Source organism: Novosphingobium oxfordense (assembly GCF_044029435.1).
Taxonomy (GTDB): domain Bacteria; phylum Pseudomonadota; class Alphaproteobacteria; order Sphingomonadales; family Sphingomonadaceae; genus Novosphingobium.
Map to the genome: position 1 here is coordinate 176,225 of NZ_CP147008.1, position 20,472 is coordinate 196,696.

Annotated in this window: 16 protein-coding genes and 2 riboswitches; of the genes, 11 read left to right on the forward strand and 5 right to left on the reverse strand. The window is 64.7% G+C overall.

What is annotated here, in order from left to right; translation table 11 throughout:
* Positions 1–17: 17 nt before the first annotated feature.
* The 3 genes from WBP07_RS23820 (at position 18) to WBP07_RS23830 (ending at position 4,546) form a co-directional block, all read left to right on the forward strand.
* On the forward strand, positions 18–770 hold the full coding sequence (locus WBP07_RS23820; RefSeq protein ID WP_395397560.1) for an SDR family NAD(P)-dependent oxidoreductase: 753 nt from the start codon (positions 18–20) through the stop codon (positions 768–770).
* 223 nt (positions 771–993) lie between these two features.
* A complete protein-coding gene (locus tag WBP07_RS23825) occupies positions 994–2,301 on the forward strand; it encodes a hypothetical protein (protein WP_395397561.1) in 1,308 nt (435 codons plus the stop codon).
* A 193-nt stretch (positions 2,302–2,494) separates the two neighbouring features.
* Positions 2,495–4,546 carry a TonB-dependent siderophore receptor gene (locus WBP07_RS23830; RefSeq protein WP_395397562.1) on the forward strand — a complete coding sequence of 684 codons (2,052 nt, stop codon included), beginning with the start codon at positions 2,495–2,497 and terminating at the stop codon, positions 4,544–4,546.
* Positions 4,547–4,648: 102 nt separating this feature from the next.
* Here the strand turns inward: WBP07_RS23830 and WBP07_RS23835 are convergent, their stop codons facing one another.
* Both WBP07_RS23835 and WBP07_RS23840 read right to left on the reverse strand, forming a co-directional pair.
* A complete protein-coding gene (locus WBP07_RS23835; protein WP_395397563.1) occupies positions 4,649–5,668 on the reverse strand; it encodes a cytochrome c peroxidase in 1,020 nt (339 codons plus the stop codon).
* 7 nt (positions 5,669–5,675) lie between these two features.
* The gene (locus tag WBP07_RS23840; RefSeq protein ID WP_395397564.1) at positions 5,676–6,251 is read right to left on the reverse strand and encodes a hypothetical protein; all 576 of its coding nucleotides are present in this window, start codon (positions 6,249–6,251) and stop codon (positions 5,676–5,678) included.
* A 109-nt stretch (positions 6,252–6,360) separates the two neighbouring features.
* Here WBP07_RS23840 and WBP07_RS23845 point away from each other — a divergent pair, with 109 nt between their 5' ends.
* A complete protein-coding gene (locus tag WBP07_RS23845) occupies positions 6,361–8,424 on the forward strand; it encodes a TonB-dependent receptor plug domain-containing protein (RefSeq protein ID WP_395397565.1) in 2,064 nt (687 codons plus the stop codon).
* Between the two features lie 56 nt (positions 8,425–8,480).
* On the opposite strand, the gene WBP07_RS23850 is transcribed toward WBP07_RS23845, so the two are convergent.
* From WBP07_RS23850 to WBP07_RS23860, 3 genes are all read right to left on the reverse strand, one after another.
* Positions 8,481–10,064: a peptidase gene (locus WBP07_RS23850; RefSeq protein WP_395397566.1), complete on the reverse strand. Its 1,584-nt coding sequence runs from the start codon at positions 10,062–10,064 to the stop codon at positions 8,481–8,483.
* A 4-nt stretch (positions 10,065–10,068) separates the two neighbouring features.
* The gene (locus tag WBP07_RS23855) at positions 10,069–12,075 is read right to left on the reverse strand and encodes a TonB-dependent receptor plug domain-containing protein (RefSeq protein WP_395397567.1); all 2,007 of its coding nucleotides are present in this window, start codon (positions 12,073–12,075) and stop codon (positions 10,069–10,071) included.
* Positions 12,076–12,259: 184 nt separating this feature from the next.
* A riboswitch (cobalamin riboswitch) is annotated at positions 12,260–12,505 on the reverse strand.
* A gap of 30 nt (positions 12,506–12,535) precedes the next feature.
* Entirely contained in the window at positions 12,536–13,108 is a 573-nt protein-coding gene (locus WBP07_RS23860) for a histidine phosphatase family protein (RefSeq protein ID WP_395397568.1), read from the reverse strand.
* Positions 13,109–13,138: 30 nt separating this feature from the next.
* Positions 13,139–13,271: riboswitch (cobalamin riboswitch) on the forward strand.
* Between the two features lie 35 nt (positions 13,272–13,306).
* On the opposite strand from WBP07_RS23860, the gene WBP07_RS23865 reads away from it, so the two are divergent.
* The 7 genes from WBP07_RS23865 (at position 13,307) to WBP07_RS23895 (ending at position 20,094) form a co-directional block, all read left to right on the forward strand.
* Entirely contained in the window at positions 13,307–13,534 is a 228-nt protein-coding gene (locus WBP07_RS23865; protein ID WP_395397569.1) for a CbtB-domain containing protein, read from the forward strand.
* Positions 13,535–13,544: 10 nt separating this feature from the next.
* Complete coding sequence (locus WBP07_RS23870) at positions 13,545–14,270, forward strand: CbtA family protein (protein ID WP_395397570.1); 726 nt, start codon at positions 13,545–13,547, stop codon at positions 14,268–14,270.
* Between the two features lie 555 nt (positions 14,271–14,825).
* A complete protein-coding gene (locus WBP07_RS23875; RefSeq protein WP_395397571.1) occupies positions 14,826–15,365 on the forward strand; it encodes a spore coat U domain-containing protein in 540 nt (179 codons plus the stop codon).
* Positions 15,366–15,896, forward strand: a complete 531-nt coding sequence (locus tag WBP07_RS23880) for a spore coat U domain-containing protein (protein ID WP_395397572.1) — start codon at positions 15,366–15,368, stop codon at positions 15,894–15,896.
* Between the two features lie 25 nt (positions 15,897–15,921).
* Complete coding sequence (locus WBP07_RS23885) at positions 15,922–16,689, forward strand: molecular chaperone (RefSeq protein WP_395397573.1); 768 nt, start codon at positions 15,922–15,924, stop codon at positions 16,687–16,689.
* Between the two features lie 7 nt (positions 16,690–16,696).
* Positions 16,697–19,102, forward strand: a complete 2,406-nt coding sequence (locus WBP07_RS23890; protein ID WP_395397574.1) for a fimbria/pilus outer membrane usher protein — start codon at positions 16,697–16,699, stop codon at positions 19,100–19,102.
* Positions 19,093–20,094, forward strand: coding sequence for a spore coat U domain-containing protein (locus WBP07_RS23895; RefSeq protein ID WP_395397575.1), 1,002 nt, complete (start codon positions 19,093–19,095; stop codon positions 20,092–20,094). Before WBP07_RS23890 ends, WBP07_RS23895 begins: the two co-directional genes overlap by 10 nt.
* The last annotated feature ends 378 nt before the right edge of the window (positions 20,095–20,472 follow it).

Genomic DNA, 20,472 nt, shown 5'->3' on the forward strand with positions numbered 1-20,472 from the left:
CTCACAGGAGAAAGACGATGACGGACAAGTTCAACACCAAGGTGGTCGTGGTAACCGGCGGCACCAGCGGCATCGGGCTGGCAACGGCCAAGGCTTTTGCGGACGAAGGCGCATCGGTGTTCATCACCGGCCGCCGGCAGGATGCACTGGACGCGGCAGTGCGCGCCATCGGCGGCCGGATCACCGGGGTTCGCGGCGACATGTCCAACCTTGCCGATATCGACCGGCTCTACGATGCCGTGCAGCAGCAGCACCCCCAGATCGACGTGCTGTTCGCCAATGCCGGCGGCGGCGAGTTCGCCCCGCTGGGAGCAATTACGGAAGACCACTATCAGCGCACGTTCGACACCAATGTCAAAGGCGTGCTCTTCACCGTACAGAAGGCCCTGCCGCTGCTGAAGGACGGGGCATCGATCATCCTCACCGCATCCACCACCAGCGTCTCCGGCACACCGGCGCTGAGCGTCTATTCGGCAACCAAGGCGGCAGTGCGCAACTTCGCCCGCAACTGGATCCTGGACCTGAAGGACCGCCACATCCGCGTGAACGCCGTCAGCCCCGGCGTGACCGAGACGGCGGGACTGAACGAACTGTTCGGCGGCGGCGAACAGGCGGAAGGCACGAAGGACTATCTGGCCGGTCTGATCCCGGCCGGGCGCATCGGCCAGCCGGAGGAGATTGCCAAGGCCGTGCTGTTCCTCGCCTCCGACGAAGCCAGCTTCATCAACGGCATCGAACTCTTCGTGGATGGCGGGCAGGTTCAAATCTGACCGTATTCCAATCCTGATCGAACGGCGTCGGCCCACAGGCCGGCGCCAGTTCGCTTCACCTCTATACCCATACCGACCTGCGCCTGCCTTGGGTAAAACTCGCGTTTGAGCATGCGGCGCCTCACGCCAGGCCAGCGAACGCATTCAAGCCGAACGCAACGCGGCAGGGATGGTGAAGGCCGGGCCATTGCGCTCGAAATCGAACTCACGCTAGCTCTGCCTCATGGTGGAGACGACAAGCATCGATTGGGCGCGGGGCGATATGTTCGGCCTGGAATTTCCAGCACATCCCGAAGCGCTGAAATCCGGCGGCCCCGATTTTCTGACGCGCGCCTTCCGCAAGAGCGGCATGCTCGAACCGAACAACAGCGTCACGCGCATCACCGGGCTGGACGAATGGACACTGGGCGGAACCGGCGTGAAAGCGCACCTCTCGGTGGAATATGAACGGGATGTGCCGGGGCTTTCGCCCGATCTGTTCGTGAAATTCTCGCGCAATTTCCAGGACAAGGTCCGCGATAGCGGCCGGCACCACATGCCGCCGGAGGTTCGGCTGGCAAACTTGTCGCGCGATCCGGGATTTCCGATCGCCGTACCGCGATGCTTCTTTGCCGACATTGAGCAGGAAACGCTCACCGGAATCATCATCTCCGAACGCATCCCCTACGGCCGGGGCGCGATCGAACAGCACCAGCCCAAATGCATGGACCAGATCCTGCCGGATCCCTTCGCGCATTACAGCGCGCTGGTCCTAAATCTGGCGCGGCTGTCGGGCGCCTACAAGGCGGGTCGGCTTGGCGATGTGGCGGAACGTTACTTTCCGCTCGATCTGGAGACCATGATCGCGCGCCGCCCGCGCTTCGACGCACCGCTTCTGATCAAGAGGATCAGCCGCCTGGCGGATTTTCTCCAGCAGTATCGGCATCTCGTGCCGGCACATATCGCCGATCCCGCGTTTCTCGAAGGGTTCAAGGCCGGTGCAGCGGCGGCGGTGGACCATCAGGACGAAATCTGGAGCTATTTGTACTCCCGGCCGGACATGATCGCGCTGTGCCACATGAATGCCAACGTCGATAACGCGTGGTTCTGGCGGGAACCGGACGGCACGTTGCAATCCGGGCTGATCGACTGGGGCAGCGTTGGGCAGATGTCCGTCGCCTCATCGATCTGGGGTTGCATCGGCGCGGCCGAGCCCGACATGCATGACCGCCATCTGGGCGATTTGCTTGACCTGTTCATCGCCGAATATGCGCGTGTGGGCGGGCCGACACTGGATCGGGACGAACTCGAACAGCATCTCGAAATGCATGTAATGATGTCCGCGCTGCACATGACGACCGCCCCGCCGGCCATCCTGCGCGAAATCCCGGACCCGGGAGCCGTCCCGGACCGTTACGATCCGGCCTTCACCGCAAACGAAACCGCCCGCGTGCAGTTGAAGATTACCATCTCGCTTTTGAACATGTGGCAAAGGCACGACCTTGGCCGCCATCTGCGCCAGGATGCGGATTGGCGAAGGCAGATCCGCTAACCCTCCCCCCCGTTTCGCGATAGCCGCCGAAGACGCCACCGATCAGTCGGCACCGGAGCCACGCATGGCGGCTTTCGGCCGTGAACGATGTGCTTCAAATGCAACAGTAGCGACAAATTTCGATACGATATTGCGAATGTATCGCATTATCGATTAGAGGGCCCCGGCAAGTTTCGACGACAGGGGAATTACGATGAACGGGATCAAGCGGCTCGCGCTCGCCAGCGCAGCGATCGGATATTTCGCGCTGCCGGCCACTGCCTTTGCTGCGGACAACGCAGAGGCCGATCAGGACAATTCGGCAGGCGACATCCTCGTCACCGGATCGCGCGCCGGCACCAAGACCGATACGCCTGCAATCCAGGTGCCCCAGCCCGTCACCGTGATCACCGCCGACCAGTATCTGTCGCAGGGCGCGATCAGCATCAGCGACACCGTCAAGTACGCCGCCGGCGTTACCGCAAACGCCTATGGCCGCGACACGCGCGTCGACAGCTTCGTGGTGCGCGGCATCGATGCGCTGCAATTCCGCGACGGCATGCGCGACATCTACAGCTTCTACGCCAGCATCACGTCCGACCCCTACAACTTCTCGCAGGTAGAGATCGTTCGCGGTCCGGCGTCGGTGCTGTTCGGGCAAGGTTCCATCGGCGGCCTCGTCAATCTCGTCACCAAGACCCCGAACTTCGAAACGCGCGGCGAAATCAACGCGACTTACGGCAGTTTCGACCGCAAGGAAGTCTACGGCGACGTCAACGTGGCGGTGGCCAACAACTTCGCATTCCGCCTGGTCGGCCGTGTTCGCGATGCGGATACTTACGTCGATCACGTGCCCGACGACCGCGTATTCGTGGCGCCTTCGCTCCGCTGGCAGCCCACGCCCGACACCGACGTGGTCCTGACCGGGCTCTACCAGAAAGACAAGACCGGCTCGACCTCGCAGTTCCTGCCTATCGTCGGCACTTTCAAGCCCAACCCGAACAATTCCGAGTATCTCGATCCCTACACTTTCGTCGGCAAGCCCGGCTGGGATCGTTATAACGGCCGCTCGCTCCAGGGTGGCGGCAGCATCACGCATCACTTCAGCGAGAACGTGAAGCTCAGCCTCAAGGCGCGCTACATCGACAGCGATCTCGACTACTTCACGCACTACGCGGACAGCTACAGCAACCCGACCAATCCCTATCTGGATGCGGCCGGACGCATGATCGGCCTCTATTCCGACGGCAGCGTGGCGCGGATGAACGTCTTCTCGACCGACAACAACCTGCAGGTCAATTTCAACACCGGCGCGAATATCGAACACAAGCTGCTCGTCGGCATCGACTATGCCTGGAACAAGGTCAGCAAGCGTAGCGGTTACGGCTACGACATCATCGATCTCTACAATATCGACTACGATGCGCTGACCATTCCCACCATCGGCGAAGACTGGACCACGTCCGGGCAGAAGCAGCTGGGCGTCTATGTCCAGGATCAGATCCGCCTCTATGATCGCGTGTCGATCGTGCTCGGCGGCCGTCACGACCGTGTCGACAATCGCGGCGGCGGCATCGACAAGGCCACGACGTTCCGCGCAGGCATCATCGGCGAAGTGGGCGCCGGCATCTCGCCCTTCTTCAGCTATACCGAGAGCTTCCTCCCGGTCAGCGGCGTCAATACCGAAACCGGAAACCTGCTGACGCCGCAAACCGGCCGCCAGTTCGAGACCGGCCTGAAGTGGCAGCCCAACCCGCACACGCTGGTCACCGTGACCGCGTTCCACATCAAGGAACGCAACCGCGTGCTCTATGGCGAGAACAACTCGGTCACCCAATCGGGCGTGCTCACCACCAAGGGCATCGAGGTCGAAGGCAGCTACATCCTGCCCGGCGACTTCGAACTGCTCGCCAACTATGGCTACAACAAGATCAAGGCCACCGAGAGCCTGGACTACCTGCCGCGCCAGACCGCTTCGTTCTGGACGACCAAGAGCTTCGGCGTCTCCGGCGACGCGCAGCTGCGCCTCGGCACCGGCGTGGTCTACACCGGCAAGCGTCGCTCGGTGGGCAGCGCGTGGACGATCATGACGCCCGACTACACCACCGTCGATGCGCTGGCCGAAATCAGCTGGGACAAGTGGCGCTTCTCGGTCAATGCGACCAACCTGCTCAACAAGCGCTACTTCGCCTCCTGCCTTGCCCGCGGCGACTGTTTCATGGGCGCGCCGCGCAACGTGATGGGTACGCTGGGCTACCGCTTCTGATCAGCACACCAACCGGCCTCCGGCCCGCCGATGGGCGGCTGGAGGTCCGGTATTCGCCGGACGACGGATAGCGCCATCCGCTTTGCACCGGCCATGACGCCTTCACAGCCGCCTGCCGCACGCCTCCATCGGCAGCGAAAGGCGCGGATCGGCCAGGAAAGCACGATCGGTCAGGCTGTTAAGGAAGGCCAGCAAGGCGGGCATGTCGTCACCCACAGCCAATCCCTCGTGCGCCGCAATGGCATCGGCCAGCGTCGGGGCCGAACCGTCATGAAGGTAAGGCGCGGTGACGGCGATATTGCGCAGGCTGGGCGTGCGGAACTTGCCCACATCGCCCGGCACGGCGGAGATTTCGGCCAGCCCGTGATCGCTCCCCACCGGCCCGACACGGTGGAATTGCATATCCGTGAGATCGCGCCCGGAATGGCAGGAGGCACATTCGCGCCGGAACACCGCCAGCCCTTGCCCCGCCTCGGCCGACAGCGCATCGGCCTGCCCGTCCGTAAAACGATCCCAATCGCTGCCGCGCGAGATCAGCGTTCGTTCGAACGCAGCCAGCGCCTTTACAGCATGGGCATAGTCGATCCGGCCGCCATCGCCCGGGAAGGCCTTGCGGAACATCGTGCGATAGCAGGGATCGCGGCCCAGTCTGTGGCCGATCTCCGCCTCATGCCCCTGCATCGCCATTTCGACCGGGTGATCGCCCAGGATCGGTACTGAGGCCTGCTTTTCAAGCGTGGTCTGGCGCGGATCGGCCCATGTCAGCGGCGAAAGCCAGGCCAGGTTCTGAAGCGCCGGGACATTGCGCCGCCCCGGATCATCCAGCGCGCCGGGGTGCGTGCGATTGCCGTCCGCGAAGGCGTGGCGCTGTTCATGACAGGTCGCGCAGGACATCGTGCCGTTGATCGATAGATCGGCGTCGTAGAACAGCCGCCTGCCCAGCGCGACTTTGTCCGCACTCATCGGATTGTCGGCCGGCACCGGCGGCGCGGCAGTGCCCGAGTCCATGCCCGAGTCCGTGCCCACGCCCCAGTTCCAGCGCCCTTGGTCCTGCCTTTCCACGGCGAGCACGCCCGAAAACGCCGTGGCGATCAGCGCCAGCCCCGCAAGGGCATGTCGCATCGTGGCCTCAGGGCAATCGGGTGACGAGCAGCGGCAGTTTCGCCTCCGGATTGGCCGAAATCTGCAACAGGTATTCACCGGGCTCCAGCGTGAAATCGACCATCTTGCGAATGCCCGAACAGTCCGGCCCATGCCCGTGGGCGATCGAGGTTACCGCCGCGCCGTCCTTCACCACGTCGATCCAGGCCGCCGATCCCAGCGCGACACGGTACTTGCCCGCGGCCTTGACGGAAAAGGCGTAGATACCGCCGAAACTCACCGATCCGCCGGGCTTTTCGGGGCGCAAGGCAAAGCGCACCTGCGGCGTCGCGCGAAGCCCGCCGTCCACCGCCCGGCCCGGTTCCAGCCGCGCGGCAGAGCGCGCATCCGCCCCTGCCGAAAGTGCCGTGCGCGGGTTCCATCCGGCCAGTTCGGCGGGCAGCGCCGCCGGCGTTGCCGGGCAGGCGATCGGCGAAGGGGCTACCTTGGGCATGTCCGGCATGTCCTGCGCATCCGCCCCGCCCGCCGACGCCAGAGCCAGCACTGCCAGTGCCCGGGGCGTCCACCTGCGCCGTCGCGAAATACCCAAGCTGCGTCCCGCCATCTTGAACCCCCTCAATTCGTTCCGCTTTTGCGTCACGCAAAAACTATATACGGCCGGATATAGCGAATCGCCAGAGCGGCGAGAGAACAAAAACATGGGGGTATCAGTCATGCGTCTTGCATCCGCTTTCGCGGTTACTCTTTCCTGCGTCCTCGCCACGCCCGCACTGGCGCAAAGCACTTCGCCATCCGATCCCGCGACTGATCAGGCGGATCGCGGCGATGCCTTCACGCTGGGCCAGATCATCGTCACCGCCCGCTCTCCCTCCGCCCCGTTGATCACCTCCTCCACGCTGGATGCAGAGGCGATGCGGGTGTTCAATCGCACCAGCCTTGACGATGCGGTGAACCTGATGCCGGGCCTTTCATCGTCGAACAGCGGCGGATCGCGCAACGAACGGCTGATCAACGTGCGCGGGTTCGATCGCTATCAGGTGCCGCTGTCGATCGACGGCATCCGCGTCTATCTGCCGGCCGACGGACGGCTGGATTTCGGGCGCTTCCTCACGGCCGACATTGCGCAAGTGCAGGTGGCCAAGGGCTATGCCTCGGTGTTGGACGGCCCGGGCGCGATGGGCGGGGCGATCAACCTCGTCACCCGCACCCCCACCAAGCCGATCGAGGCGGAAGCGCGCGGCACCCTGAACCTGGGGCGTGAGGGGGAATACGCCGGATACAACCTCTTCGCCCTGCTCGGCACCCGGCAGGACAAGTGGTACGCACAGGCCAGCTATACCCGCAACTTCACCGATCACTGGGACTTGCCGGGCGGTTACGATCCCACGCCGGGCTCTGCCGAGGATGGCGGCCACCGCGACTTTTCGCGTAGCGAGGATTGGCGCGTGAACGCCAAGGTGGGCTTCACCCCCAACGCCACCGACGAATATTCGCTGAGCTATACGCGTCAGGAAGGCTCCAAAAACGCGCCTCTGCACATCACCGATCCGGCCGCGACGCAGCGCAACTGGTCCTGGCCGTATTGGAACATCGACAGCATCTACTTCCTGTCGACCACCGCGCTGGGCGATCTGGCGACCCTGAAGACGCGCGTCTACCGCAACAGCTTCGACAACCTGCTGAGCGCGTTCGACGATGCGACGCAGACCACCCAGACCAAGCCGCGCGCCTTCAACAGCTATTACGCGGACAGCGCCTGGGGCGGCTCCGCCCAGCTTGACCTGCAGGTGACCGATGCCGACCAATTGAGTGTCGCGGCCCATTACCGGCGCGACAAGCACGTGGAATGGCAGCAGGTATTCCCTTCCGGCGCGACCGAGCCGAAGCAGACCAGCGTGGAGGAAACCTACAGCATTGCCGCCGAAAATCGGCTGGACCTTTCGCCGCAAGTGAACTTCACCGCCGGCATCAGCTATGACTGGCGCGATCTTTCCCGGGCGGAGGATTACGCCAACAACGCGCTGATCGAATATCCGCTGCACAATGGGGAGGCGCTCAACGGGCAAGGCCGGCTCACCTGGCAGCCGGATGCCGCGACCAGCCTTCACGCCAGCATATCCTCACGTGCGCGTTTCCCGACGATCTTCGAACGCTTCAGTTCCCGCTTCGGCGGCGCGGTCTCCAGCCCCGACCTGAAAGCGGAACGCGCCACCAATTACGAAATCGGCGGCGCGCGCGATTTCGGACCGGTCCACGTAGAAGCGGCGGCGTTCTATTCGCACCTGACCGACGTGATCGTCGCCTTCCCGCTGATCTACCAGGGCCAGTCGGTCACCCAGAGCCGCAACCTTGGCAGCGGCAACTACTACGGCGGAGAGATCGCGCTGACCGCGCAGCTTGACCGCACCTTCAGCCTGGGCGGCAACTACACCTATACGCACCGCGATCTGGACGATCCCACCAACACCGCGTTCCAGCCGACCGGCGTGCCCACGCACAAGGCCTTCGTCTGGGCCGACTGGTCGCCGATCGACGCGCTGCACGTACGCCCCAATGCGGACATCGCGTCGAACCGCTGGACGGTGAACACCGCCGGCACCCGCTACTATCGCACCGGCAGCTATGTTTTGGCCAATCTCGCGGTCGACTACACGCTCTATCGCGGCGTGGAACTGGGCGCAGGCGTGCGCAACCTGTTCGACGATTACTACATCCTCACCGATGGCTTCCCGGAGCCGGGCCGCAGCTTCTACCTGAGCTTCCGGTACAAGTATTGATATCCGATTGTCGGCGCGCCTGTTTGCAACCGGCGCGCCGACAACCGCATTGGCATTCAGGCGTGGAGCGATCGGCCCTTCTTCCCGCCCGTCGCCATGCGCTTTTTCTGCCTGCGCCGGACGATCCGGCGAAACCCACCGCGAATGTCACGGCGGACCTTGTTCCAGGCCATCCAGGTGCCGGTTGCGCAGACCAGCGTGACGGCGGCCAGCAGCGGCAGCACGATCAGATCCCACCAGGGCCGTTTGCGCAGGATCGGAAAGTCCAGGCTGTGCAGCCCGTCCTGCAGCCAGCGGAAACCGCGCCCATTGCGGTCGAACGCGCGCACGATCCGGCCGCTCACGGGATCGATGTAGAGCAGCGTCCCCTCGGCATCGGCAAGGTTTGCCCGCCAGACCGGCAGCGGCGCGGGGAAGCGATGCCGATAATAATAAGCATCCTCCTGCGTCAGCAATGTGAGCGCGGCGAGCCTGGGCTTACCCGATAGCGCAGCGCGCAAGTCGGTTTCGCGAAGCGCGGAGGGATTGCCGGCCCCGTCGAACCGCTGCGCGCGGCCCTGCGCATCGGAAGCCAGCAAGAACGTTCGTCCGCCCAGCGGGGCCGTCTCCACGCGAACCGTGCCCTTGGGCAAGTCGCCCATGCCTGAAAGTGCCTGACGTAGATCGCGCCAGTGCATCGGCCCCGCCAGTCGCTCACGCTCGGCAAGGCCCGCCATGGAATCGAGAAAACCCCACGGGTTCATGGAGAACAGCCCGCTCGCCACCCAGGTCAGCGTCAGCACGCCGAAGAACAGTCCGAAGACATGGTGCCACCACCATAGCCCCTTGTACGGCGATCCGATCTTGCCATCCCGCTTGCGCCGCACGCGGGCGATACCGGCCCAGATGCCCGCCGCGGTAAGGAAGCATCCGGCCAGCGAAGTCCAGATCACCACCTGGTTCCACAAGGCCCCGTCCTGCCGCAGGATCGTGGGGTAGAGCCAGTGCGGCACCGCGCCCAGCCAGCCCCAGAAGCGCTGGAAACGCGTGGTCTCCTGCACCACCTCGCCCGACTTTCCCGAGATATAGACCTCGGTTCCCGCCGCATCCGCATAATCGACCCGGTAGAGCGGCGCGTTGCGCGTGTAGGTCTGGACGGTCCACTGATCGATCCCGGTTTCGGCCGGCGCGGCCGGGGCTCCGGCAATCGCATGGCCACTCGCGAAATCGGCGGCGACCTTGGCGATATCTGGCGAGGCGGAGACGGTCAGCGGCTTCCCCGTCACGAGGTCTACCGCATCCGGAATCGCGCGCATCTGCGGGATCGGACGGTCGGCGGCCATCGCCGGCACTACCCGCAGCACCGGCCGCCCGGCCATCATCTCGACACGGGCGGAGGAAAGCGGCTGGTCCGGATCCAGATCGACCGCATCCCAGGCCGCGCCTGCCGGCAGTTGCAGGGGCGCGAGCCCCCGCAACTGCGCAGCCGGCTCCAGCCTCGGATAATCGACGTAGATCATCACGAAGCCCGACAGGCACCAGATCGTCATCAACAAGCCGATGAAGACGCCGAGCCAGCGATGCACGACAAGGATCGGGCGCGGCAGGAAACCGCGCGATGCCCGAGGCCGGGCCGGCGCCCGAGGCTGGAGCGTGCTCACGGCCTCAGAAGCTCAGGCCATAGCTCACCCGCAGCGTACGCGGCACGCCCCGGCTGAAGTAGAGGAAACGGCTGTTGCTGCCGTCCAGCACGCCCTGATCGGTCACCGCCGATTGATAGCCGCGGGTCGCATATTCCTTGTTGAGCACATTCTCGACATTCACGCCGAACCGATTGCGCCGCGCCGCGCCGTCCAGGTAGAGATAGGCCCCCGCATCGACCAGCGCATAATTGCCGTAATTGCGGCGGCCGAAGCCCGAAGCGGTCGACCAGACGTCGCCGATCCAGCTGGCATTAACGGTCGCGCCGAAGGGCTTGTCCTCAGGCGCGTAGGACAGCGTGCCCTTTGCGTACTGCTTGGGATTGCGATCGAGCTGGGTCGAGGAGCCCTTTTCGCGCACACGGGCATACGTATAGCTGGCCGAGAGAGCCCAGCCGCCGGCCAGCCTTGCGTCCAGTTCCAGTTCGGCGCCTTGTGACCGCACGGTGTCGTCAACGTTCTTGTAGGTGCCGTCCGGGAACCCCGGATTGTCGTAATCGTAGTCGATCATGTTGGAGATGCGGCGATTGAAGTACGTCGCCTTCCAGCCAAGCTGGATCCCGCCCACCGGCACAATGCCTCCGGCCGATAGGTTGAGGTTCAGGCTCTGCTCCGGCTTCAGGTTGGGGTTGCCGATCTCGCAGCAGGGATCGTTGCCGTAAAGTTGCGATGCGTCCGGCAGCACGAACGAAGTACCGCCATTCGCCTCCAGATAGAGTGCGTCTGCAAAGTCGTAGCGGCCCGATGCATTCCAGATCGTCTTGTTCGCGCCATTTGTGTGATTGTAGCGGAGGCCAGCAGCCAGACGGCCCTTGGACGAGATTTCGTCGGTGGTGCGGACCTGGAAGATGCCGGCATGCACCTGCTCGCTGGTCGGCGCGATCAGCAGCACATCGTCACGGCCGCTGAAATCCTGGAAATCGTAGCCGAACAGATAGTCCAGCCCCCGATGCAGATGCAGCTTCACCACCGCGCTGCCGCCCCAGTCGCGATAGCCCCAGAACGTCCCCGCCGGGTAGATCACCTGCGGCTGCAGGTCGGGCAACGAGTTGCGGATCTGGACATAGGCGGTCTTCCAATCGTGGAAGTAGCCCTTGAGGAAGAACTGCATCGTGTCGCTGCCGGTATAGTCCAGCCGGACGCTGGCGATTTCCTCGTTACGGTCGTTGCGGCTCTCTCGAATCCGCGTGGGCGAGAGGTTGTCCAGCTTTGCTTCGGTGTGCTGGTATTGCGCGTTGAACGCGAGATCGGGCGCGATGTCGTACTGGTACTTGAGGCCCGCCGACCACAAGTCGTAGCCCAGACGCCGGTCGGTCAGGCTCGGCTGATAGGCGTTGTAGGGCATGTAGCCTTCGGACTGGTTGTGCGAGGCATAGGCCACGAAGCGATGGTTGCCCACGGCACCGCGCAGATATCCGTCCACCGTGGTACCACCCCAGGAATCGACCGAGGCGTTGACCTGCCCGTTGAAATCGTCGGTAAAGCTGCGCGTCACCACGTTGATCACGCCGGCCGAGGCCTGGGTGCCATAGAACAGGCTTTCGCCGCCGCGCAGCACCTCGATCCGCTCGATCATGCTGGCGGGCAGCGTGTCGTTGGGCGAGGTGCTGCCGTAGAGGCGGTTGTTGAGGCGGATGCCGTCCATCGTCCACAGCACGTCCTGCGTGCGCGAACCCTGCAGCGAAACATCGACATAAGTGAACGGCCCGTTGCGGCCACGGATGTAGAGGCCGGGTACCTGTTCCAGTGCCTTGGTCACATCCACCGCGCCGCTGTCGCGTATCTGCTTCTCGTCGACGGTCACGACATCGTTGCCATAGTGCGCAAGCTCCTGCGGCAGCGTCACTTCCAGGCTCTGCCCGGTGACGACGATGGCCTGATCGTCCGCTTCCTCTTCCGCATGGACCTGTGTCGCGCAGGCGAGACTCAGCGCCGCAGCAATCGCTGCGTGCGAAACGGTTGCAATCTTCATTTCATTCCCCTGTCGGGCGCCAAGCGAGCGGTTGGCGGAGGCCTGCCGATAACGAACGGCCGGCGCACCGACCGGCCGGGCGCCCGGATTTCGGACGACCGCTCAGCGCACCGTGCGGCCCCTGCCGCTGGTTCGTCGCTCAGACGGAGAAATCACCGTGCCCCGGCCATCCCCTGGACCAAAGCAAGAGCGACCGTACGCTGGCAGGTCTCCTGGCTCGCGGGTCATCGCTTGATGCACGACCTTCCCAGGCCTCGCAGGATTTAGCGTCCGGCCCAGTGGCTGCGACGGGCGCCCTCGCCCCGCCGCGTGATGTGCATCGCGCTCACCGCTTACAGTTGCAGGGACAGCCTCGGATTCGAGGATCGAAACCCTCTCACCGTGTTCCCTATTAAGCCTCTTTCGAGGCACCGGCGCGATCTGTGCTCACGCTTCCGGCTGGAAGCGAAGCACGCCGGCGTTAACCGCGCGGGGCCATCTCCGCAAGCCCAAGCGATTGAAGGCGCCAGGAACGGTTGAAAGAAAGGATGGTCCGGCTCAGCGGCGCGATGTCGATCGCAAGAGTCGCCTGCAGCGGAATGCCAATGGCATGGGCAAGCGCCGCGCGCACGGTCATCGGATGGGTGATCGCACAGATCGCGCTGTCGAGGCCCGCCACGTGGTCGAGCCATCTCCCGACCCGCGCGCGCACCTGCTCCATGCTCTCCCCGTCCGGCGTGCCGCGATCGGGATGGGCAAGCCAGTCTGTAAACGGCCGGGCGCCGATCTCCGCAAACGAGCGGCCGGACCAGCTGCCATGATCGATGTCCGCCAGTTCCTCCGCAATCGCGGCGTCCAGGCCAAGCGCCCCTGCGGTTTCTTCCGCGGCACGGGCAGGGCTGCGGAACATGCGGGCGCGAAACCGTTCTTCGATCCGCTCGTGCCCGGCACTCCGTCGCCCCGCCTCGTCAAGCGGCTCCGAGCTGTCGGGAAACCGCCCTTCCCGGCTCGACGCCGTGGGAGCGATGCAGAGGAGAAGCAGCGCGGTAGCCAAGCGATGATGCTCTGAAGTCGTTGACGTAGCGCGCTGTCGCGCCCAAAGGGAGCTACGTCAAGGAACGAAGAAGCCGGTGAAATCCCGGCGCGGTCGCGCCACTGTATTCGGCAGGGGAACTTTCCCGGTCGAGAGTCAGACCTTCTTTCCAGGCGAAAGTTTTTCCGGGGACGCGCAATCCCGTCAAGGAGCACGACAATGGCAGTTTCCGCCGCAGTTTTCGACGATACCTTCATCCCCGTCCAGGGCGGCAACGCCATTCCGATCGAAGATATCGCCCCCTGGGCCGTGCTGGGCACGCTGCTGGCCCTGATCTTCCTCTATTTCGTGAGCACCGAACAGGGCGCGTTCGCGCTCTTCCAGGGCATGTACGTGCACGAATTCGTGCACGATGGGCGCCACCTTCTCGGCTTCCCCTGCCACTGAGGCGGATGACATGACCAGGGACTTGCTCTGGCGCGGGATGCTTGCCGGCATCCTGGGCGCGCTGCTGGCCACGCTTTTTGCACGCGGCTTCGCGGAACCGCAGATCGACCTCGCCATCGGCTATGAGGAAAGCCATGCGGTTCATCACCCCGGCATGCCGGAGGAAGAGGAACTCGTCAGCCGCACGACGCAGAAGGGCGCCGGGCTGGTAACAGCCCTTGCCCTCTATGGAGCGGCGGTCGGCGGCATCTTCTCGCTCGTGTTCGCATACGGCTATGGCCGGATGGGCCGGCTGGGGCCGCGCAGCTTCGCGCTTTTGCTGGCAGCGCTGACCTTCCTGCTGGTGGTCGTGGTGCCGGCGATCAAGTATCCGCAAACACCGCCAGCGGTCGGTAAGCATGAGACCGTTGCGCTGCGCACGGCGGCGTACTTCGGCATGATCGCCCTTTCGCTGGGCGCCGCCGTAATCGCAGCGCGCATTCGCGGCGCGATGGCGCGGCCCGGCCGGGGCTTCGACGCCACGCTGCTGGCGATCATGGCCTATCTTGGCGTGGTGATCATCGGGCAGTTCCTTCTGCCCGCGATCAACGAAGTGCCCGGCGATTTCCCGGCAGTGCTGCTCTGGAATTTCCGGGTAGCCTCGATGGGCACGCAACTAGTGCTCTGGACAACGATCGGCCTGGCCTTCGGCTATTGGGCGGAACGTGTGCTGAAGCGCCAGCAAGGCGTGCGATAAGATCGAAGCAGGCCGCCCGATCAGCGCGGCCTGAACCTTGAACCGTCACCACGGACTGACGGATCGGCATAGCGAAGGCGGCCCGCACATTCGATGCAGGCCGCCTTTTCTTTTGGGCGTCTCCCAATGCCAGCGGAAACGCCTAAGCCTAAGAAAGACCGAAAATTATCCTTCCGGTTTCAAACAGTCGAATGCCCGTCGCCCCGCCAAAGACGGAGAAGCGTGTTCGATCCGGCAGCAAATTCAACAAGATCAGCCGCGATCAGAGATCGACTACATGGCCCTGATAGCGAATGAAAATCTTGGTTAACGATTTTCAATCGTCGCTTTTCCGAAGATAGATTGATCCATTCTGAAGATAGTTCCTTCGCAAACCGAGGGAACTTCACCCGCAACCCTTCAATTACGATTGAAGAGCCGCTGGCGATCGCACGCAACCGCAAGCAACCAATCCAATTGCTTGCAGAAAACCGCGATACGGTCGGCAAGCGATGCTCGATCTGGTCAAGACGGTCCGGCGAAGAATGTCGGCCAGTAACGAGGGGTGCAGATGTGTTGAAGAGCATTCTAGCCGTAACCGGCGTTTCGGCGGCCCTTCTTGCCGCAGCCCCGGCCCAGGCCGACATTACCGGCACGATCAATGCCACCCTGACTCTGCAGGCCGGGTGCATCATCAACGGCCAGAACTATGACAACGGTTCCGCCAACGTCACATTCGGCACATTGAACTTCGGCACGCAGAACACGCTCTTCACCCAAGTCGATGCCCAGGTCCTCAGCGGTGCGACCGGCTTCACCATCCAGTGCAGCAACGGCGTCACGCCCTCACTCTCGTTCAGGGCGGGCCAGCACGACGGTTCCGGCACGGGAACCGGGGTCCACGCCATGCTGAACAGCACGACCGCCGGGCAGTTCGTGACCTACAACCTCTACAGCGATGCCGGCCGGACCACGGTGATCCCGGTCGGCGGCACTATCGCGCTTTCCAGCACCGGCGCGGCGCAGACGGTGAACGTCTATGGCCGCGCCTTCGGAGCGGCGGGCCTTTCGCCCGGCACGTACACGGATATCGTGACGGTAGTCCTCGTGCTCTAGGTGCCCTCTTCCCTCCGCGTGATCGCCGCTTTCGCCGCGGCGTGCGCTCCCCTGCGCCTCCACGCCGCCACCACCGCCCAGTTCGACGTGACGGCCACGATCACGCCCGGCTGCCTTGTCGACGGACTTGGCACCAGCGGCAATGCCGGCCAGTTCGGCACGCTGGATTTCGGAACAGATTCCACATTCGCCACCCGTCAGCACACGGCAACGACAACGGCGAGCCAGACCGTGCGGCTGCGCTGCACGCCGGGCGTGACCCTGTCGATGACGGTCGACGGCGGCGCCCATGCAAGCAGCGGCCAGCGCAATCTCCAACAATCGACCACTACGACTGCGCGGGTTCCCTATGCGCTGTGCCGCGATGCCGCATGCACCCTGCCGATCGCCATCGGCACGCCGGTCACCACCACGATTGCCACCACCAATAGCGAGGATGTGCGCCTGCCCCTCTACGCCTCGCTGACGCTGCCCGGCACGCTGCCGCCGGGCACTTACACCGACACCCTGACCGTCACCCTGACATGGTGACTGCCCAAGCCCCGGGAGCCCGGCGATGAACACCCTCTTCCCTTCCATCGGCGTGGCGACCATGTCCGTTCTGCTTGGCGTCACCGCCGTTCCAACGGCCGCGCAGTCGCCGGGCTCGCTGCTGATATGGCCGATCAGCCCCGTGATCGAGGGCAATGCACCCGCAGCGGCGCTATGGCTGGAAAACCCCGGGAAAGCGCCGATCACGCTGCAGGTGCGGATCTTCGCATGGACCCAGCAGCACGGCGAGGATCTCTACGCGGACCAGCAGGACATTTTGGGCACACCGCCGATCCTCACCATCGATCCCGGCCAGCGCCAGCTCATCCGCCTGACCCGAATGGTGCCGCCGCCCGACGTTCCCGAAAAGCCCTATCGCATCATCGTCGACCAGATTCCGACTGTCGATGCGGCGGTACCGGCCGGCGGGGCGCAGGGTGCCTCGGTATCGTTCCGGATGCGCTATTCGCTGCCGCTGTTTTCGCAGGCCAAGGCCGGAGATGGCGAAAAGAAAACTCCGCCTCCGCCGCCGCAACTCGGCTGGCGAACCGGCACAGATGGCACCGGCCGCTTCATCGAGATCCGCAACAGCGGCACCGGGCACGCCCGCCTCAGCGATCTGGGATTTTCGCGGACCGGCAAGCACACCGGACTGGCAGAGGGACTGTTCGGCTACGTCCTGCCCGGCGCGACGATGCGCTGGCCCTTGCCGGCGGGCGTGGAGCCGCAGGGCGATCTGATAGCGACGCTCAACGGAAGGGCGCAGTCACGTATCGAGCGCCTGCCGGAATGATCCACCCATGGCCGCAGCCGCGCCATCGCGGAAACGCCCGATACGAATCCACGCCGGGGCCGCCACGGGCATCGCCGCACTTCTGCTGGCCAGCGAAAGCCCTGCCGCACCGGGCCCGGCACCGGAAGGGGGTGGGGCGGCACCGGCCGCCGATTTCTTCTCCGACCTGCCCCCGCCTGTCGAGCGGGCGGATTTCGCTGCCGACCAGACGCTGCAACTCGAAATCTTCGTCAACGGCATGACGAGCGGCGTGGTGGCATCCGTCCTCAAGCGCGGGAACCGCTTCCAGCTCCGCACGGCAGACCTGCGGCGCGCCGGAATGGTGCTGCCCACTGCCGATGAAACGATCTTTCTGGACACGCTGGACGGTGTCGTCGCCGACTACGATCCCGCCCGCCAGCAGCTGCACCTGACCGTCCTGCCCGACTATCTGCCCAACCAGCAGATCGGCCCGCGCCGTACCGGCTACGAACCGGCAAGGCGGGACACCGGTGCCTTGCTGAACTACGACGCCTATCTCACCGGCGGTGGCGGCCTGCGCCTTCAGGCCTCGCTCTGGCACGAGGCGCGCGTTTTCGGGCCGGCCGGCGTATTTTCCACCACCGGCGTTATCAGAACTTCGCCCGGCCATCGATCGGAGGGGCGGCATGACGCGCCCTATATCCGTTATGACACCAACTGGCGCTGGTCCGACGAACGCACCATGACCACGGTGGAAGCGGGCGACATCATAACCCGCACGTTGCCCTGGGCACCGGCGGTCCGGCTGGGCGGAGCGCAGATCTCACGCGATTTCTCCGTCCGGCCCGATGTCGTGACCTACCCCCTGCCCGAATTTGCCGGCAGCGCCGCCGTGCCCTCCACGGTAGACCTTGTGGTCAACGGCCTGCGGATTGCCGGAAGCCAGGTCAATCCCGGTCCGTTCTCGCTCGGCACCTTGCCGCCGATCAATGGCTACGGACAGGCCAACCTGATCGTTACCGACATGCTCGGCCGCAGCATCGCCACTTCGGTCCCCTTCTACGTCAGCAGCGCGCTGCTGCGTCCGGGCCTGACCGACTATTCGGTGGCGGCAGGCTCATTCCGCCGCAACTACGGCATCCGCAATTTCGATTACGACGGGTTTGCCGTCAGCGCCTATGCCCGGCACGGGCTGAACCGGGCGATCACGCTGGAACTGCGCGGAGAAGCGGCGGAGAGCATGCGCCTATTCGGGGCCGGCGCGGTCGTCAGGGTGGGTGAGTGGGGCATCGTCAATGCCTCCTACAGCCGCAACGTAGGGCAGGCATCGGGCGGCGAGCTGACGGTCGGTTACGAATATCAGGCGCGTACGTTCTCGGTCGGTGTGCGGCACACCCGGCATGATAGCGACTATGTGGACCTGGCCCTGCTGGACCAGCAGTACCGGCGGGGGTGGGAGCGCCAGACCGTCGCCACCGCCAGCCTGGCGCTTGGCCGGGGCGGGACGCTGGGCCTGGGCTATTTCGACTTGCGGCAGCAGGATGCCCGCGCCAGCAAGCTGGCCAACATCGCCTGGACCGTGCCGCTCTGGCGCGAAAGCCGCCTCTATGCCGGCCTCTCGCGGGACTTTGCCGGTCGCGGCTGGGCCGGCGCGCTGACGCTGACCGTGCCGCTGGGCACCGGCAACGCGAGCGGCGGCGTGGCGCGCGATCTGGACGGGCGGGCCGGGCTCACCGCCGACTACTCCCGGCCGATCCCCACCGACGGCGGCTGGGGCTGGAGCGCCAGCGCCTATGGCGAGCCGGGCCACGATCCCTATCTGCGCGGCGACGTCGCGTGGCGGACCCAGCCGATCCAGTTGCGGGCCGGCGCCTATGGCCAGGGCGACTATACCGGATGGTTCGGGGCGAGCGGATCGCTGGTCTTCATGGACGGCGCCCTGTTCACCGCCAACCGCGTGACGGACGCCTTCGCGCTCGTCACCACCAATGGCGAGGCAGGCGTGCCCGTGCGCTACGAAAACCAGCTGATCGGGGAGACGGACCGCGACGGACGCCTGCTCATCCCCGCCGCCAGTGCCTGGTATCCGGCCCATTACGATATCGACACGCTGTCGCTGCCCCCCAGCATTCAGGCCGATATCGTCAGCCGGCGCGTGGCGGTGGCGGCGGGCAGCGGATATGTGGTGCGTTTCCCGCTGAACCGCGTGACTGCCGCGCGCGCCATCCTTGTCGATGCGGCAGGCAAGCCAATCCCGCCCGGCTCCGCCGTCATCCTGAACGACAAAGGCCAGACCTACGTCGGCTGGGACGGAATGCTCTATTTGGAGAACGTGACCGCCGAAAATACGCTCGTGGCCACGCTTGCGGACGGCGGGACCTGTCGCGCCCGGTTCGCGGCCCAGCTTCCCGCCGAAGACATTCTCGACCTGGGCACCGTGACATGCCGCTAGCGTGCCGCCTGCTTATATTGTTTGCGACCCTGCTGGCCTTCGCCGCGCTGACGGACCGGGCCGAGGCCTGCACCGTTGCGGCGGCCAGCACCAACCTTGGCAGCGTCAGTTCCTATTCAGTTGGCACCACCGCCCAGCAGGGCAGCGGCTCGGCCGGTCTGCAGTGCGACGTGACGCTGGCCCTGCTGGCCACGCACTATGTCGGCGTGACGCTGGAATCCTCCACTTTCACGCTCACCGGACCGGGCGGGAAGACCATTCCCTTCACGCCCTCGTTCACCCAGAACGGCACCGCCATCCCCGTGGGCACATTCCAGAACCTGTCGTCGACCACGCTGCTGACGCTCTTTTCAGGCACGAACAGTGCGGTGCCGATCTACGTGCGCACGACGCCGACCGGTGCATTGCCGGCCGGGACTTACACCGGCGTGCTCAATTTGCGCTGGTACTATTCGGTGTGCAATGTGGGCGTGGCCGTCTGCCTAAGCTACGACAACAGCCCCGGCCTCGTCCGCCCGCTCCTCGGCGCGCCGACCACCTGGGGCACCGGCGTGCCCGTGCAGGTGAGCGTCACGCTCACCGTCCTGAACGACTGCATCATCACCGCGCCCGCGGCCTCCTTCGGCTCGGCCCCGCTGGCCAGCAGCTTCAACCCGATCACGCGCACGATCCTGATCCGGTGCAGCGCGGGAACCGCCTATACCGTGGGGCTGAACGACGGCGGCAACGCCAGCGGCGGCGTGCGCCGCATGCGCAGCGGGACCACCAGCAACTACCTGAGCTATGAGATCTACAAGACGGCCACGTCCACCGATCGCTGGGGATCCGTCGGCACCGCGCGCCGCGGCAGCGCGACGGCGGACAGCAACGCCGGCACCTACGATTCCGTCACGACGCAGGGCTATACCTATCGCGCGGCAATCCTTTCCGGCCAGACCACGCCGGCCGGCGGCGCCTATACCGATACCATCCAGATCGACGTGGCCTTTTGAAACCGCCCGAGCCCCGAGCGGCCATCGGTTCTGCCCCTGGCGAACCGGGCAAACATCATTCCAAGTGATTCTCCAACTTATTCGCTGTTTAACATTTCAAACCGGCGCTCTCTTCGCGGCGGCATGCGCAATCGCCGGAAAAGCATTTAGCGTCATGGATAATCGCGTGAACTAATAGACTCCGCATTCACCCGTTAGTCTTGGGCAAAACCGCCCGCGCCATCCGGGAAAGCCATTCCATTCCGGATTATCCGGTCGGCTAATCCGGACGCGAAACCCGCAGTTTCCCTATAGGTCAAACGATTGTAAAACAATGCAATATTTCCGCCAATTTACCCCTTCTTAACGATCTCCCCAGCATCGCGCGCCAAGTCATTT

Coding starts and splice junctions, on each gene's coding strand:
- WBP07_RS23830 (WP_395397562.1), top strand. CDS start 2,495: ATGAACGGGATCAAGCGGCTCGCGCTCGCCAGCGCAGCGATCGGATAT.
- WBP07_RS23825 (WP_395397561.1), top strand. CDS start 994: ATGGTGGAGACGACAAGCATCGATTGGGCGCGGGGCGATATGTTCGGC.
- WBP07_RS23840 (WP_395397564.1), bottom strand. CDS start 6,251: ATGGCGGGACGCAGCTTGGGTATTTCGCGACGGCGCAGGTGGACGCCC.
- WBP07_RS23885 (WP_395397573.1), top strand. CDS start 15,922: ATGAACACCCTCTTCCCTTCCATCGGCGTGGCGACCATGTCCGTTCTG.
- WBP07_RS23835 (WP_395397563.1), bottom strand. CDS start 5,668: ATGCGACATGCCCTTGCGGGGCTGGCGCTGATCGCCACGGCGTTTTCG.
- WBP07_RS23855 (WP_395397567.1), bottom strand. CDS start 12,075: ATGAAGATTGCAACCGTTTCGCACGCAGCGATTGCTGCGGCGCTGAGT.
- WBP07_RS23870 (WP_395397570.1), top strand. CDS start 13,545: ATGACCAGGGACTTGCTCTGGCGCGGGATGCTTGCCGGCATCCTGGGC.
- WBP07_RS23820 (WP_395397560.1), top strand. CDS start 18: ATGACGGACAAGTTCAACACCAAGGTGGTCGTGGTAACCGGCGGCACC.
- WBP07_RS23895 (WP_395397575.1), top strand. CDS start 19,093: ATGCCGCTAGCGTGCCGCCTGCTTATATTGTTTGCGACCCTGCTGGCC.
- WBP07_RS23890 (WP_395397574.1), top strand. CDS start 16,697: ATGGCCGCAGCCGCGCCATCGCGGAAACGCCCGATACGAATCCACGCC.
- WBP07_RS23865 (WP_395397569.1), top strand. CDS start 13,307: ATGGCAGTTTCCGCCGCAGTTTTCGACGATACCTTCATCCCCGTCCAG.
- WBP07_RS23845 (WP_395397565.1), top strand. CDS start 6,361: ATGCGTCTTGCATCCGCTTTCGCGGTTACTCTTTCCTGCGTCCTCGCC.